The sequence below is a fragment of the Phyllobacterium sp. YR620 genome (assembly GCF_900104165.1).
In the GTDB taxonomy this organism is placed as follows: Bacteria; Pseudomonadota; Alphaproteobacteria; order Rhizobiales; family Rhizobiaceae; genus Phyllobacterium; species Phyllobacterium pellucidum.
The window spans coordinates 78,646-94,528 of sequence record NZ_FNJP01000007.1 but is presented as its reverse complement, the minus strand read 5'-3'; the positions used below and the strand labels follow the sequence as shown (position 1 = coordinate 94,528).

The following is a 15,883-nucleotide window of genomic DNA, read 5'->3' as shown; positions in this document are numbered from 1 at the left end:
CAATTCTAGAACGGGGGAACGAGAACCATGAAAAATCGGCAAGCCTTGCGAAACAGCGTTGCGGCAATAGCCGTAGCCGACGACGAACATTTCCGGCTGCGTGCCCGGATCATTTGCGGCCTGGCGTTTGGATTCCTGCTGCTGGCCGGCGCCGGCGGATGGGCAGCCACCGCGCAGCTTACCGGCGCAGTCATCGCGTCAGGTTCCGTGAAGGTAGACCGTAACCTCAAGGCCATTCAGCACCGGGATGGCGGCATTGTTTCGGAAATAGCAGTGCGCGAGGGCGATTTCGTTCAAAAGGGCCAGGTCATGCTGCGGCTCGACGATGCCCAAACGCGCGCTGAACTTGCGATCATCCGCTCGCAGCTGGTCGAATTGACGGTAAGGAAAGCCCGCCTCGTTTCCGAGCGCGATGATCTTGATCATCTCATATTGCCGGAACGGACGCTTGGCAGCGATCAGCATTCCACAATGACGCTGGCCGGCGAAGAACGCCTTCTGCGCGGCAATCGCGGGCACCGCAACAGCCAGAAAAGGCAACTTGATCTTGGCATTGCCCAGCTAGGCGAAGAGATCAAAGGGCTTGAAGCACAGCGCGCCGCGAAGAACGAAGAGATTCGTCTCGTCGAACTCGAACATGGAAAGATCAAGGGACTTGCCGACAAGAAGCTGATCGAAGGCAACCGAATCTATGTGATCGAACGCGAGTTGGCGAGCCTTCGCGCCACCCGCGCTGAAGCGGAAGCCGGCATTGCCAGGGCAAGGTCGCGCTGCAGCGAATTGCAATTGCAGATACTTTCCGTCGACGAGACAGCCCGAAACGAGGCTCAGCGCGAACTGACGACCATCGAACCGAAGATCGCCGAACTCAACGAACGCCGTGTTGCCGTCGAAGACCGGCTGTCCCGCACCGATATTCGCGCGCCGCTCGCGGGCACGATCAACGAGCTTGCCGTGCATACGATCGGAGGCGTGGTGACACCGGCCGCTCAATTGATCACGCTCGTTCCCGACAATGCGAAGCTTAAGATCGTCGCGCGCATCCAACCGACCGATATCGACCAGGTGTCGACAGGACAGAAAGCCAAGCTTCGCTTTTCCGCATTCAATCAACGGACCACGCCCGAAGTCTCGGGCACGGTCGCTTTTGTTTCGCCTTCCACCTCGACCGATACGACCACCGGTCAGGTCTACTACCTGGCCGAGATCGAAGTGAGCGAGGAGGAAATGGAAGGGTTGGCGGGAAATGAACTGAAGCCGGGAATGCCTGTCGAGGCGTTCATATCAACCGAGAACCGCACCGCTCTGTCGTTCCTGTCGAAGCCCCTTATGGACCAGTTTCGACGCGCATTCCGGGAGGAGTGAAACAGCCCTTCCAGTCAGAAACAATTCGGTTAGTTGAGGAGTTGCCGGGTCTGGCTCCCCGCAGAGCCAGGCAGGCGTTTCTGCGCCGCAAGCACGACTTCCAGCCGGTTGCGCGCATGCAGCTTCTGCATGAGGATGGTCATGTAGTGCTTGACGGTCTTTACGCTGATGTCGAGTTGCTCGCCAATTTCCTTGTTGGTCCGTCCTTCGAGAAGCAGGTTTACGATTTGCTCTTCGCGAACGCTCAAGCGTATGGCCTCGCTCTTGTTCTTTTGCATCGAGACGCGGCGGAGCGCGAGGATCACCTGCGCTGCAAGGCTTTGCGTGATGTAGGTTTCGCCGCCAAGAACGGCCCGGACCGCCTGACGAAGGTCATCGGCGCTGCTGCCCTTCAGCACGTAGCCGCTGGCGCCGGCTTCGAAGGCCTCTACCGCGCTGTCGACACCGACGGCGGAGGTGAAAGCCACGATCTTCGTTTCCGGCATAGTTTGTGAAATGGATGTCATCGCCTCGAGCGTATCACCCGGCATATTCAGGTCGACGATAAGGACATTCGGCTTCAAGCGATTGGTAATATCGAGGGCATCCGCCGCTGTGCCGCCTTTCCCAACAACGTGATAGGCGTTGTCGCTCGCAAAGATACTGGCGATACCTTCTAGAAGAATGGGATGATCGTCGACAAATGCGATCGAAAATTTGGACATTTCGCCCCCGGGCCATTCCGATCTATTCGATCGGTGGTTTGTTTTTATTATCAGGAGCTTTGCATGGTCGTAGCCGAGATCCAATTACGGAATTCGATGTAAACTCGATCGGCAGCGTCTACGGAAATTGAAGTCCGGCCGTAGACGACACATCAAGGGACGGTGGATATCGGTGTCAGGTCACAAGTTCCAAAAGAACTTCATAAGCCGCGTCGATATCGGATTGTATAGCCAGTTTGACTCGATCCCCGTCATGGGCGCTCAGGGCAGCGAACATCGCCCGGTGATGTTCATTGGCCTTGGTGTAGTTGCCGGAATCGTGCAGCATGTTGAAGTATGGACTCACCTGCAACCACAGATTCTCGATGATGTTGAGGATGCTTTCGGAGCCGGCAGCGCGGTAAATGGAAAAATGGAAGGCATAATTCGCGCGTAGATAGGATTTTATGTTTCCAGACGCATTCCCTGCCTCAAGCGACTCCAGCACGACCCGCAGAGCATCTAGTTCTTCCTGCTGTATGCGTTCGGCAGCCCATTTTCCCGCCAAGGCTTCAATCTCAATGCGCACATTCCGCAGATCTGTCAGCTTTGCGCGGCTCAAGCGCGGTATGCCGATCGATCGGCCCGAAACGACGGTCAAGGCGTTGGCAGCCGTCAACCGCCTTAAAGCCTCGCGTACGGGCATGGCGCTCACGCCGAAAGCATCCGCGAGGCTCTGCACCGGAACCATCTCGCCCGGCACAATGCCACCCTCCAGGATGAGCCCTGTGACTTGACGATATACGCGGTCCTGCAAGGTCTCCCTTGAAAGCGGGACTATCTCAACTCCTGGCCGTTTAAAACCAGCCTCAGCCATTTGCTATGCCTTCTGTGTCGGGGCGGTTGTCCCCGTGTTGTCTGCTCGCAATGCAACCTCTGCAGGAGCGCGTCAAGCTATGTCTGTTTATCACACGCATCGGCTTTTGTTATATCAATTTATCATTGATCTTTGATCAAATGGTGATACGGTCCTTGCAGCGGAACGGCAAGACGTTTGAGGAAGCGTCTTGGGAGGTGTTTCGCACAAAGGGGAGGAGTTAAACGATGGATGTCATATCGAGAATCCAGCGCCTTGTCGTATGCGCTGGGATTGCCGCCGGAGCTACACTGGCCGGTGGGCATGCGGACGCCGCTGAAAAGCATAAAATCTTCCTGAGCATGAGCTTTATCGGCAATGACTGGCAGGCGGAAGCCGCCAACATGGTCAAGGCCATGGCAGCCCATAAGAGTCTCGCCGACAAGGTCGACCTGCAAGTTCAGGTGGCCGGGCCTAATGCTCAACGCCAGATTCAGCAAATCAACGCGATGGTGCAGGCAGGCGCCGAGGCAATCGTTGTGTTCCCGATTTCTCCGACTGCACTCAACCAGGTCGTCAAGAATGCTTGCGACAAGGGCGTAAAGGTATTTGCCTATGACGGCGAAATCACCGAGCCATGCGCTTATAATATAGCGATCGATCAGGAAGAGGCTGGCCGCGTGACGGCGGAATGGCTGGTGAAGAAGCTCAACGGCAAGGGCAACATTATTGCGATTACGGGCGTGCCCGGCACCTCCGTCGATAATCTGCGCACCAAGGCGGCAAAGGAAGTTTTCGCCAAATATCCAGATATCAAGATCGTCGGTGAAGCCGTCGGCATGTGGAGTCAGGCGGTTGCCCGTACGGAACTGTCCAAGATTTTGGCAACGCGCAACTGGGACGAGATCAACGGGCTCTGGATGCAGGTGGGTTGCTTCACGGCAAACTCCATGCAGCTTGAAGCCGGCAAGAAGCCGGAACAGTTGCTCCCATGCGCAGGCGAGGGATCGAATGGCGGGCGTATACAGATGCTTCCCGCCGGCACTGAAGTCGAAGGGGCCACTTCGCCCTATGCACCGCTCGGTGCCCCACGCATCTCCTATGCCTCGCCGCCCTATTCCGGTGCCCTGGCCCTGAAGCTCGCTGTTGAGGCGATCGAAGGCAAGGATGTGCCGAAAAAGACGGTACTGCCACTGCCTTTGGTAACGAACGAAACGATCAAGCTGTGCCAGGAAGGCACCTGGCAGGAAATGAAGGAGGGCTGCAATGCCTTCAAGCCCGCGATCGTCTCGAATCCCGGTTGGTTCGCCTCGATCTTTTCTGACCAGACACCAGAAATTGGTCTGAATGCGGCACTCGTAGGCCAACCCGAAAACTAGAGGACAGAGCGTGGAGCGGATTGGCCGCTCCACGCTTGCCCGCCCAATTTTCATAATACAGGCAGGACCCTCCGGGATGAAATCAGCAATTGAACAAGCCGCGATAGAAGTGGCGGACCTTCGCAAGGCATTCGGTGCGACGGTTGCGGTGAACGGCGTGTCATTCGCGATCGCTCCCGGAAGCACCCACGCGCTGCTTGGCGAAAATGGCGCTGGCAAGTCGACGATCGTTAAGCTCCTGTCCGGCCTCCTGCGCCCGGATGAGGGTCAGATATCGGTATTCGGAGAGAAGGTGACATTGAAGGCGCCGCGTTATGCCCATGCACGTGGCGTGCAAACCGCGTTCCAGGAGATGACTCTGGCCCGCGACCTCACTGTCCTTGATAACCTGCTTATGCCCTATGCGCCGATGGGGGTTACAGGCATGATCCGCCGCGCCTCGGCGCGACGCGCCATTGTCGAGCATTTGAAGGAACTCGACTTTTCGGTGGATCTCGATGCCGAAGTCGGGACACTGGATTTGGCCGTCCAGCAGAAAATCGAGATCGCGCGCGCCATCTATCGCAAGCCCCGCATCCTCCTCCTCGATGAGCCGACATCGACTCTCGCCGGCGGTGACGTCGAGTGGCTTGGTCGCATCATTGCCAAGTTGAAGTCGGCAGGAACGACCATCGTTTTCATCACACACCGCATGCGTGAGGTCCGCGCATTCTGCGACACGCTGACAATATTGCGCAACGGCCAGCATATAACGACTTGTTCGGTGGAATCCATTACCGATGCGCAGGTCATAGAGAGCATCGTTGGCCGCAGCATCGCGCAGACTTTCCCCGAACGACCGAAAAATGACTCTGCTTTTGGCGCACCGGTACTCGGGGTGCGTAATCTCGTTGCAGGTAAAAAACTGCAAGATGCCAGCTTTGATTTGCGAAAGGGCGAGATTCTCGGCGTCGCCGGGTTGCAGGGCATGGGTCAGCTCGACCTTTTTCTGGCCTGTTTCGGGATGACCGAGGTCGTGCGTGGCGACATCCTCGTCGATGGCCGCAAGGTCCGGTTTGGCTCGCCGGCGGACGCCCTGAAACCCAACATTGCCATCGGGCTTGTCCCCGAAGATCGCAAGACCGAAGGCCTGTTTCTGAAGCTCAACGGCACCGTCAATGCGTCCCTTCCGGTAATCCAGCGCTTTTCACGATTCGGCTTGATTCAAACCGGGCTTGAGCAAGAGGCGGTCCGCACCGCCTTCGGCACAGTCGAAGTGGACGAACGCGCTCTTTGGACGAGGGCGGGGTCCTTTTCCGGGGGCAATCAACAAAAGATAGCGATTGCCAAGTGGCTCGTGGCGCAGAGCCGCATCCTGCTTTTGTTCGATCCGACCCGTGGCATCGATGTCGGCACGAAACATGAGCTTTATGTGATGATGCGAAATTTTACCGATTCCGGCGGTTCCGTCCTGCTGCACTCGACCGAAATCCCGGAACTCGTGCATTTATGCGACCGCGTCCTTGTTCTCTACGATGGTCGCGTTGCGGCGTTCCTGACGCGTGACCAGTTGACGGAAACCTCGATCATGCGCCCGGCTCTCGGTCACGAAACACCGACGCAGGAGGCTGCCGAATGACGATGACCAGTATGGCAGCTCCCAAACGCGACAGGCTCCGGTTTCTTGCCATGTCACCGGAGCGTCGCAGTGTAATCATTGCGATCGTGGTATTTCTTGGTCTGCTTGGCATCGTCGATCTCGTCAGCACGGGGCCACTCAGCTACTTCGATATTTCATTCCTTTCGAGCGGTGGTGCGACTTCGGCCCTCGCCGCCATCGGCCAGACCATCGTTGTATTGTCCGGCGGGTTCGATCTTTCGGCCGGCGCGGTCATATCGCTGGTCAACGTCGTTCTTGCGCAGAGCATGGATCCGGCGGCCGCTGAGACGAGCGTGTTCTATTGGACATGCGTCGGAATCGGTGTCGGAATGTTGACCGGCGCGTTCAACGGCATTTTTATTGCTTTTTTCCGACTGCAACCCATCGTCGTCACCCTGTCCACCATGTTCATCATCCAGGGTCTGACTTTGCTCGTCATGGACAAGCCAGGCGGCTTCGTCGCTCCCGATCTCGGTACGTTTTATCTCGGCGATGCCGTTACCGGATGGCTCCCCATGCCGCTCGTGGTGATCGGCATCGTTCTTCTCGCCTGGCTCTGGTTGAAGAATACGCGCCTCGGCACAGCTATTTATGCCGTCGGTAGTGATCCGGACGCGGCCGCGGCCATCGGCATCCGCGTCAAGCTGACGAAATTCCTGGTCTATGTCATCGCCGGCGGCTGCTATGGCCTTGCGGGCGTCTTCATCAGCGCCCAGACGGGAAGTGCCGATCCGCTGGTTGGAAATCCACTACTGCTTTCGATGTTTGCGGCTGTGGTCGTTGGCGGAACGCGTCTCGGAGGCGGGCGAGGCGGCCCGCTGGGCACGGTGTTCGGGGCCTATATCCTGATGATGGTCGTGAATATCCTGCTGGTACTGAATGTATCCGCCTACTACTCAACCATTGCCGAGGGGACCATCCTCATCCTGGCGGTCCTCGCGGGATCCATCTCCTACAGTTCCACCCTTGCCAAGCAGATCCGCAGCGCGGGCGCCCAGTTTTCCGCCTGGCGAAACGGCTTGCTGCCATCGCAGCTCGACCGGACCGACCGGAGATTGAAGCTTGCCGGCCCAACGCGTTTCAAGCCGGTGTCGGCATCATTTCTGTCGCGCAACCGCGAGACCATCCGCTATGCGCTTCCTGCCTATGTTTGCCTTCTCCTCGTCGTCATCGTCACGCAGCTCTGGCTTGGCCGCGCCGTCCTGAATCCGACCTATTGGAACTCGCTGGCGGTTCTCTCCACCTTCCTTGCCATCCTGGCGCTTGGACAGGGAACGGTAATCCTCACCGGCGGCCTTGACCTTTCGGTGCCTTGGACGATCGGCATTTCGGGCATCCTGCTCGCCGGGATCGTCAATGGCTCCGACGCTGCCTTGACCTATGCCTTGCCTGCCGTCCTTTTGATCGCTGCAGCGATAGGCTTCATAAATGGCGTCGGTATCGTGATCCTTGGCATTTCGCCGATCGTGATGACGCTGGCGATGAACGGGATTCTGCAAGGTTTTGCGCTGGTCTATTCGCAAGGGACGCCAGCCGGCTTCTCCTCGCCCATGCTTCGCTGGTTCATGACCGGCAAGATATGGACTGTGACGCCCGTTGTCCCTTTCATGGTGCTGTTCGTCATAGTGTCGGTGCTCCTCCTCGGAAGAACCGCCTTCGGCCGCAGGGTCTACGGTATCGGCAATGGCCTGCGCGCCGCACAGCTTTCCGGGATCGCGGTCGGGCGCACACTCATTCTCGTCTATGTTCTTTCCGGTTTTTGCGCTGGTCTCGGCGGCATTTTGCTCACCGGCTTTTCCGGCCAGGCGAGCCTTGGCATGGGCGATGACTACCTGCTGCCGTCCATTGCGGTGGTGGTGGTCGGTGGCGCTTTGATAACCGGGGGGCGCGGGCATTATCTCGGCATGCTCGGAGGCGTACTCCTGCTTACGGCACTGCAGATGTTCCTCGCCGGAACAACGTTGCCTTACGCCACACGCGCGATCCTGTTTGGACTTGTCGTGCTTGGCGCGGTCATGGCGCTTCGCGAGAAGCGATCTTAAAAGGGGATGGATGATGAACAGGGTGGCTCCAGCATCGGCGGAAGAGTTCTTGGGCGGCGTGCGCGGACAGCGTGTACTGGTAACCGCAGGCGGTTCAGGCATCGGATTTGCTATCGCTTCAACGCTAACGGCGCTCGGCGCGCGCGTGGCAATCTGCGACATTTCACAGGGTTTGCTTGAAGAAGCGAGCGCTTCGATGAAGCCAGCCCTGGCAACCATCGCCGACGTTTCGAGCGAGGCAGATGTCGACCGCATGTTCGATGAAGTGTCGGCGTCTTTGGGCGGCCTCGACGCTCTGATCAACAATGCTGGAATTGCCGGACCGACCGGGGGCGTTGACGAGATCAGCACCGAAGACTGGCGGCGATGCATCGACATCTGCCTGACCGGACAGTTTCTCTGCGCCCGGCGTGCAACACCCCTGCTCAAAGCCGCCGGTGGCGGATCGATCGTCAACATGTCGTCAGCCGCAGGCCGCCACGGTTATGCGTTTCGCTCGCCCTATTCGGCGGCCAAGTTCGGCGTGGTCGGTTTTACCCAAAGCCTTGCCAAGGAACTCGGACCTCATGCGATCAGAGTGAATGCCATCCTGCCCGGTATCGTTGAGGGACCAAGGATTGAAAACGTCATCAGCAACCGTGCGAAACAGTTGGGCATATCTCACGACGAGATGACGGAACGCTACCTGCAGAACGTTTCGCTTCGCCGGATGGTCAGCCCCTATGACGTGGCGAATATGGTCGCATTTCTGCTTTCCAATGCCGGGGTCAATATTTCTGGCCAGTCGCTCGGCGTCGACGGCAATGTCGAGACCTTGTGAGGGAAAAAATGACGGAGAAAACAGCGATTATAGGTAGCGGCTTTATCGGCAGGGCCTGGGCGATAAGCTTCGCCAGGGCAGGCTATGAGGTCGCTCTTTGGGATCAGTCGTCCGAGGCCGTTGCCAAGGCCCGAGATTATGTTGCCGAGGTTCTCACCGACCTTGAGCGAAATGATCTTCTGAACGGGCATTCACCGGAAGCGGTCCTGGAAAGGATCACCCCCGAAGCAGATTTGGCAAAGGCCCTGGACGGTGCGATCCACATCCAGGAGAACACGCCCGAAGACCTCAAGATCAAGATCAAGGTTTTCTCCCAGCTCGACGAGGCGGCCAGTCCTTCTGCGGTGATCGCCAGTTCAACGTCGGCGCTGTTGCCGTCGAAATTTACCGAACATCTGGCCAACCGCCATCGCTGCCTGGTCGTCCATCCGATCAACCCACCCTACCTGATACCAGCGGCGGAGGTCGTGCCCGCACCATGGACATCGCCAGACGTGGTGGAGCGGACGCGTGCATTCCTGGTCGCGGCCGGTCATGCACCGCTTGTGATGAAACGCGAACTGGATGGGTTCATCATGAACAGAATGCAAGGCGCATTGCTCGAGGAAGCTTTTCGGCTTGTCGCTGATGGTTACGCCACTGTCGAGGACGTCGATATAGGCATCAGGGACGGTCTCGCCCTGCGCTGGTCGTTCATGGGGCCGTTCGAGACGATCGACTTGAATGCTCCCGGCGGGGTTCGCGACTATGTGGAGAGATATCAGATTATCTACGAGCGCTTGTTCCCGCAGATGCAGCGCCGCGTCGACTGGGCCGGCGACGTGCTGGAGACTGTGGAATCCGGCCGGCGCGAGAAGCTGCCCAAGGAAAAGTTGGTGGAACGCCAGGTCTGGCGTGACCGCCGCCTGATGGCACTCGCGGCACACAAGCAAAAATCAACGCAGGAGTTCGGACGATGAGCGAGACAGCGAGAGTGAGCGGAGGATCAACGATCAAGGGCAAGGTTATCATCACCTGTGCCATCACGGGTGCGATCCACACGCCGACGATGTCGCCTTATTTGCCGATCACGCCCGACGAAATCGCCAAGGAAGCGCTGACAGCAGCAGATGCCGGAGCTGCGATCCTGCATCTGCATGCGCGCGACCCTGAAACTGGCAAACCTGATCAAACGCCTGAAGCTTTCGCCAGGTTTCTGCCACGGATCAAGCAGAACACGAAGGCCGCGATAAACATCACGACGGGTGGCAGTCCCTATATGAAGGTCGAGGAGCGGGTCAAACCGGCAGCGACATTCAAGCCCGAGGTGGCTTCGCTCAACATGGGTTCTATCAATTTCGGACTTTATCACCTTGTCGACAAATACAAGGAATTCAAGTTCGACTGGGAAAAGCCGCATCTGGAAGCCACCCGTGACCTCGTTTTTCGCAACAGTTTCAAGGATATAGAGTACATTCTGGCAACCTGCTACGACAATGGCACGCGCTTTGAATTCGAGTGCTACGACATTGCGCATCTCTACAACCTCGCGCATTTCGCGGATCGCGGTCTCGTGAAGGCACCGTTCTTCGTGCAGTCGGTGTTCGGGCTGCTCGGCGCAATCGGAACGCATCCGGAAGACGTCGCTCACATGAAACGCACGGCAGATAGGCTCTTCGGCGATAGTTTCCGGTGGTCCGTTCTCGGCGCGGGCTCGAGCCAGTTGCGCATCGCCGCTCAGGCCGCGGCTCTTGGAGGCAACATCAGGGTTGGCCTTGAAGACAGCCTGTGGGCGGGGAAGGGTAAACTCGCCAAGTCGAATGCCGAACAGGTGTTGCTCGCACGGAAGATCATCGAAGGTCTCGGCATGGAGGTGGCAACGCCAGATGAGGCTCGCGAGATTCTTCAACTCAAGGGAGGCGACAAGGTCGCGTTCTAGGAGAGAGCCATGTTGCGCATCGAAGTTTTCAGCAGCGACCGGAATGAGCTCGGTGAGGGTCCTCTATGGGATGTCGAACAGCAACGGCTTTACTGGATCGACTCATACGCGCCGGCCGTTTATTCCTGCGATGCAAATGGCGGGGACCGCAAGACCTGGAAAATGCCGGAGCCCATTGGGTCGATGGCTTTGCGAGCCAAGGGCGGAGCGATCGTTTCGCTGAGAAACGGGTTTTATACGCTGGACTTCGCAACGGGAGCAGTGGAACTGCTCCACGAAACGCATCCGGGAGAACTTCGTCCGCGGCTGAATGACGGAAAAGTTGATCGCCAGGGCCGCTTCATAGCCGGCTCGATGGATTTCGAGGAACGGGATCCGGTCGGCACGCTTTATCGCCTTGACCCCGACCTTTCGCTTCACACCCTCGATACCGGCATCGTCTGTTCGAATGGCCCGTGCTTCAGTCCCGACGGCGCAACCCTCTATTTCGCCGACACCGGCACACGGAAGATCCATGCATATGCCTACGACACGGCGACCGGCACTGTAGGATCGCGCCGCATCTTCACGAGTTTCGAGGGTCTGCGCGGCTATCCGGATGGCGCGACGGTGGATGCCGAAGGGTATGTGTGGAGTGTCGAAGTATATTCCGGGCGCCTGATCCGCTTCGACCCGAATGGAGTTATCGATCGCATCGTTGGCCTTCCGGTCCAATCGACCACAAGCATCACGTTCGGCGGGCCGGAACTTGACATTGCGTTCGTAACGTCGATGGCCCGGCCATTCAACAACCAATACCATCGCGAGCGCGAAGCGGGCTGCATGTTTGCGGTTCATGGGCTGGGTGTCCGCGGGTTGCCGGAACCGCGTTTCAAAGGATAGGGGAGCGACATGAAAATAGAAGTGGTGGTAGACGTAAAGACAACGCTCGGCGAGGGCCCGCTATGGGACGTGGACCAGGAACGACTCTACTGGATCGACAGTTTCGACGGACGCGTTTTCCGGGCTACCGCCGACGGGCGTGAACTGCGCGCTTGGGATGTGCCGATGAAAATCGGCTCCATGGCGCTGCGCAAGGATGGAAACGGGGCAATCGTCTCACTCGCCCGGGGCTTTCATCTCCTCGACTTCAAGACAGGCGACGTAGACCTCATTCACGATCCTGAACCCGATAAGCACGAAAATCGCATCAATGACGGCAAGGTGGATAAGCAGGGCCGTTTCGTTGCGGGCTCGATGGACACGATGGAGAGCGGTCCCAATGGCGCGCTATACCGTGTCGATCCCGATTTGAGTGTTCATACCCTCGATGAGGGCATTATTGTCTCGAACGGTCCGTGCTGGAGCCCGGACGGAAGTACGTTCTATTTCGCGGATTCCTGGTCGGGCGAGATCTGGGCTTATGATTACGACCAGGCCAAAGGGAGTGTATCCAATCGCCGGACGTTCGTGAAACTCGACACATCGACGGGCGGCGCTGCCGACGGTTCCACGGTGGATGCCGAGGGATGCTTGTGGAACGCTCAAGTCTATGACGGGAAGGTGATCCGCTACAGGCCGGACGGATCGGTGGACCGGGTCATTGATATGCCAGTGAAAAAAGTGACCAGTGTCATGTTCGGCGGTCCGAACCTCGACATCCTTTATGTAACCTCCATGGCAAAGCCGCCGCTACCGCGCTTTCCGGGAGATGGGGTTCTACGTGGCAGCCTGTTTGCAATCACCGGGCTTGGCATCAGCGGCGTTCCTGAGATGCGATTTGCCGGCTAATATAAGACTCTCTCCGGTTCCTCTGGCTTCCGCTGCGACAGGCGTTCTCTTACAACGATGCGATTGTGAGGATCAACAACCGCAAACGGCGAAACAGCGCGGCGTCCGGATTTTCACGAAGCAGACGAGATCAGACCCAGCATCCGGCTGGGTCAAAGTTTCACGTTGCGCTATCCGTTAAAATGCCAATAAACAGCAGTTTGCAATAAATTGTTGACAATAAGCAATCTGCAATCTATCTCCTGTGAAAACAGGAATAGGCGGATGAATCAGAAAGCCTTCGAAATTCTCAGGTCTACGTCCCTTCCGGGACTGTTGGAACAGGAGATCGAACGATTCATTCTCGACGGCGAGGTAGCGCCTGGGGGTCATTTGAATGAAAAGGAGATCGCGTTCCGGTTCGGCATCAGCCGCGGACCAGTACGCGAAGCACTCCGATCGCTCGAGTCGTCAGGCCTCATCGAGCAGGTCCCCAACCGTGGCTTCTTCGTCCGCCGGCTCAGCGCAGCAGAAGCATCCGACGTTTATGACGTGCGCACGGTGCTCTTCGGCCTTGCCGGAAAGGTTCTGGCGGAACGCGCGACCGACGATGATATTGCAAGGCTGAGGCGCTTCGTCGAGGACATGGACGAAGCCATCGGCGCGGATGACCATGCCCGCTATATCTCGCTTAATTTCGCCCTGCATGAATTCATTGTCGTTCGATCAGGAAACGAAGTTCTGGCTCAGCAGTATCTGACGCTGGTCAAGCAGCTCAGGCTCCACCGGGCCCACAGCCTGATGCACGGCGACGCGATCCACGCTTCCAACCTGGAACATCACAGAATGGTCGATGCCATCGCCGCTCGCGACCCGGCGCAGGCCTTCAAAGCTCACGCCAACCACGTCGAGACGGCGAAGGGCCGGCTCATGTCCGCGACAAACCCTCTTGCATAGCACTGGAGATATGTGTGAATTCCTCACTCGACATTACGGCCCAGGCCATACGTCTCATAGAACGCACGACCTATGCGGATTTGCCGGAAGAGGCGCTCATTATTGGCCGGCGTTGCATGGTCGATACGGCGGGCCTGTATCTGGCCGGTAGCCGCGAGGCTTCGGTTGAAATCCTTATTGGCGATGCATTGGATCAGGCCGGGCGCGCGGACGCGCCCCTGCCGGGTGCCGGGACGAAGAAGGTTCCGGCCCCCCTTGCCGCTCGCGTATGGGGCACTGCCGGACACGCCCACGATTGGGATGATACGCAGGTTTCGCACGATCCGGCTCATGTCTACGGCCTGCTTACGCATCCGTCTGTTCCACCCCTCACCGCCGCGCTCATCATCGCAAGCCGCGAAGGGATAGTGGACGGGCGTGAATTGATGCTCGCTTTCCAGGTGGGTTTCGAAGTCGAATGCAAGATCGCGGAATGGATGAAACCACGCCACTATCGACGCGGCCACCACACGAGCGGCACCGTCGGCACCTTCGGGGCGACGGCGGCTGCAGCGAAACTTCTCGGATTGAAAGGCGACGCGCTCGCGCATGCGCTCGGATTGGCTGCAAGTTTTGCCGCTGGCATACGCGCCAACTTCGGCACCATGACGAAGCCGCTCCATGTCGGCCGAGCCTGCGAGAATGGCGTTACCGCAGCCCTGCTTGCCGCCCGTGGCTTTGAGGCGGACCCTTCAGTCCTGGACGGACAGTGGGGTTTCTTCTCGGTGATGGGCGAGGGTCTCGATCCGGACAAGGCAGCTGCGGGATTTGCCGCGCCCTTGACGATCATTGAGCCCGGCGTCAGCATAAAGCCGTACCCTTCGGGCATTCTCACGCATCAATCAATGGATGCGATGTTGAAGCTGGTGATCGACCATGACCTCAAGCCTGAAGAGGTAGAGCGCATCAGGTTCTTTGCCGGCAAAAACATCATCGAACCGATCCGCTATCCGATTGCGCAGAACCATCTTCAGGCAAAGTTCTCCATGCCCGCACTGCTCGCCATGATCATCCTGTGCCGGCGGGCAAGCCATCATGAATTCGAAGACAGCTTTGTTGCGGGCGAGGCTATGCAGGATCTTCAGGCACGAACCGACGTGATAAACGATCCGGCTATCGACGCGGCAGGATACGACCGCATACGGTCGCGCATCGAAGTAGTTACGAAGGACGGCCGGACATTGGTGCAGGAGGCGGACGAGCGCTATCGGGGCGGCCCGTCCAACCCGATCAGCGATGCCGGTCTGGACGACAAGTTTCGCATGTGCGCGGAGGGCGTCATTGATAGTGAAGCGCAGGAAGAATTGCTCGCGCTCGTGCGAAATATGGATGCCGGCGCCGACGTCGGTCGCTGCATGGAATTGATCAGCGGGGAAGGAAAAGCCCCGTGAACTGAGTTTGAGGAAGCCGTTCTGGAGAAACGGCAGCTAAATGGGAGAGAGAAATGACATTCATCAAGTCTATCGGCCAGGCAGTGCTTGGCCTTGCCACGCTAGCGATTGTTTCCGGCGCAAATGCCCAAGCTGAACCTCTGCCATACCCGAACAAGGTGGTGACGCTGGTGACGCACTCAAGTCCCGGCGGTGGCAGCGACGTGTTCCTGCGCGAAATGACCAAATATCTCGGCAAGTACATCGACGCCACATTCATCGTGGAAAATGTCCAGGGTGGCAGCGGCGCCAAGGCCATGGCTCGGGTTGCGAGCGGACCAGCTGACGGGAGCGTCTTCTATGCGACGACCCCGACTTATATCTACACATCCTTGATGAGCAAGCCGCAGAGCACTTACAAGGACATGGATCCGCTGGTTAACATCTTCGCCGACAGCGAAGTGATCTACACGCGTACGGATGGGCCCTACAAGTCGCTGAAGGATGTGATCGAGCATGCCAAGAAAGAACGCGGCCGGTGGGGCGCTGCCAATCCCGCATCCCTGGAACGGCAGGCGGCCGAGCAGCTAAAGCGCGCCGCAGGCGTGACACCTGCGATCGTCACCCATGAGGGCGGCGGCGACATGATGCTCAATGTTCTCAATGGCACGCTCGACATCGGCATTGGCGAGATCCAGGAGCTTCGATCGCAGCTCGATGCCGGCAAGATTACGCTGCTCGCTACATTCAATCCTGAACGCATCACCGAAAAGCCCGATGTGCCTACGGTAAAGGAATTGGGCTACGACGTCAGCCTGGTGAAATTTCGTGGCCTCGCTGGCCCCAAGGGCGTTCCGGATGCCACCAAGGCGGTCTGGGACGAGGCGATAAAGAACCTGCTGGCCGATCCGGAATACAAGAAAGCCTACACGGCCGAAGTGCTCGTTCCCCAGTTGATCGGAGAAAAGGACTATCCGGCATTCATCAACAATTTTGCCACGTCGACCGAGGAATTCCTGAAATCGACGGGTGCCATCAAGTGAGATTGATCGCGGGGGCTGGCGAA

At 58.1% G+C, this 15,883-nt stretch carries 14 protein-coding genes; 12 read left to right on the top strand and 2 right to left on the bottom strand.

The window, feature by feature from the left end; translation table 11 throughout:
- Window positions 1-27: 27 nt before the first annotated feature.
- Window positions 28-1,365 carry an HlyD family type I secretion periplasmic adaptor subunit gene (locus BLR72_RS20240; RefSeq protein ID WP_091951466.1) on the top strand — a complete coding sequence of 446 codons (1,338 nt, stop codon included), beginning with the start codon at window positions 28-30 and terminating at the stop codon, window positions 1,363-1,365.
- 29 nt (window positions 1,366-1,394) lie between these two features.
- Here the strand turns inward: BLR72_RS20240 and BLR72_RS20235 are convergent, their stop codons facing one another.
- Both BLR72_RS20235 and BLR72_RS20230 read right to left on the bottom strand, forming a co-directional pair.
- A complete protein-coding gene (locus BLR72_RS20235; RefSeq protein ID WP_091951464.1) occupies window positions 1,395-2,069 on the bottom strand; it encodes a response regulator in 675 nt (224 codons plus the stop codon).
- Between the two features lie 175 nt (window positions 2,070-2,244).
- Window positions 2,245-2,925, bottom strand: coding sequence for a GntR family transcriptional regulator (locus BLR72_RS20230; RefSeq protein WP_027232693.1), 681 nt, complete (start codon window positions 2,923-2,925; stop codon window positions 2,245-2,247).
- Between the two features lie 227 nt (window positions 2,926-3,152).
- On the opposite strand from BLR72_RS20230, the gene BLR72_RS20225 reads away from it, so the two are divergent.
- From BLR72_RS20225 to BLR72_RS20175, 11 genes are all read left to right on the top strand, one after another.
- The gene (locus BLR72_RS20225) at window positions 3,153-4,283 is read left to right on the top strand and encodes a sugar ABC transporter substrate-binding protein (RefSeq protein WP_091951462.1); all 1,131 of its coding nucleotides are present in this window, start codon (window positions 3,153-3,155) and stop codon (window positions 4,281-4,283) included.
- Window positions 4,284-4,359: 76 nt separating this feature from the next.
- Window positions 4,360-5,901, top strand: coding sequence for a sugar ABC transporter ATP-binding protein (locus BLR72_RS20220; RefSeq protein ID WP_091951460.1), 1,542 nt, complete (start codon window positions 4,360-4,362; stop codon window positions 5,899-5,901).
- Window positions 5,902-5,951: 50 nt separating this feature from the next.
- Window positions 5,952-7,964 (top strand): ABC transporter permease, encoded by a 2,013-nt coding sequence (locus BLR72_RS20215; RefSeq protein ID WP_244506784.1) that lies wholly within the window; start codon window positions 5,952-5,954, stop codon window positions 7,962-7,964.
- Between the two features lie 13 nt (window positions 7,965-7,977).
- Window positions 7,978-8,784, top strand: a complete 807-nt coding sequence (locus BLR72_RS20210) for an SDR family oxidoreductase (RefSeq protein ID WP_091951676.1) — start codon at window positions 7,978-7,980, stop codon at window positions 8,782-8,784.
- Between the two features lie 8 nt (window positions 8,785-8,792).
- The gene (locus tag BLR72_RS20205; RefSeq protein WP_091951456.1) at window positions 8,793-9,743 is read left to right on the top strand and encodes a 3-hydroxyacyl-CoA dehydrogenase; all 951 of its coding nucleotides are present in this window, start codon (window positions 8,793-8,795) and stop codon (window positions 9,741-9,743) included.
- Window positions 9,740-10,702: a 3,5-dioxohexanoate:acetyl-CoA acetone transferase gene (locus BLR72_RS20200; protein WP_091951454.1), complete on the top strand. Its 963-nt coding sequence runs from the start codon at window positions 9,740-9,742 to the stop codon at window positions 10,700-10,702. Before BLR72_RS20205 ends, BLR72_RS20200 begins: the two co-directional genes overlap by 4 nt.
- Window positions 10,703-10,711: 9 nt before the next feature.
- Entirely contained in the window at window positions 10,712-11,584 is an 873-nt protein-coding gene (locus BLR72_RS20195) for an SMP-30/gluconolactonase/LRE family protein (RefSeq protein ID WP_244506779.1), read from the top strand.
- A gap of 9 nt (window positions 11,585-11,593) precedes the next feature.
- Window positions 11,594-12,472 (top strand): SMP-30/gluconolactonase/LRE family protein, encoded by an 879-nt coding sequence (locus BLR72_RS20190; RefSeq protein WP_091951452.1) that lies wholly within the window; start codon window positions 11,594-11,596, stop codon window positions 12,470-12,472.
- A gap of 264 nt (window positions 12,473-12,736) precedes the next feature.
- The gene (locus BLR72_RS20185; protein ID WP_091951450.1) at window positions 12,737-13,408 is read left to right on the top strand and encodes an FCD domain-containing protein; all 672 of its coding nucleotides are present in this window, start codon (window positions 12,737-12,739) and stop codon (window positions 13,406-13,408) included.
- 14 nt (window positions 13,409-13,422) lie between these two features.
- A complete protein-coding gene (locus BLR72_RS20180) occupies window positions 13,423-14,838 on the top strand; it encodes an MmgE/PrpD family protein (RefSeq protein WP_091951448.1) in 1,416 nt (471 codons plus the stop codon).
- Between the two features lie 53 nt (window positions 14,839-14,891).
- Complete coding sequence (locus tag BLR72_RS20175) at window positions 14,892-15,860, top strand: tripartite tricarboxylate transporter substrate binding protein (protein ID WP_027232704.1); 969 nt, start codon at window positions 14,892-14,894, stop codon at window positions 15,858-15,860.
- Window positions 15,861-15,883 lie beyond the last annotated feature (23 nt).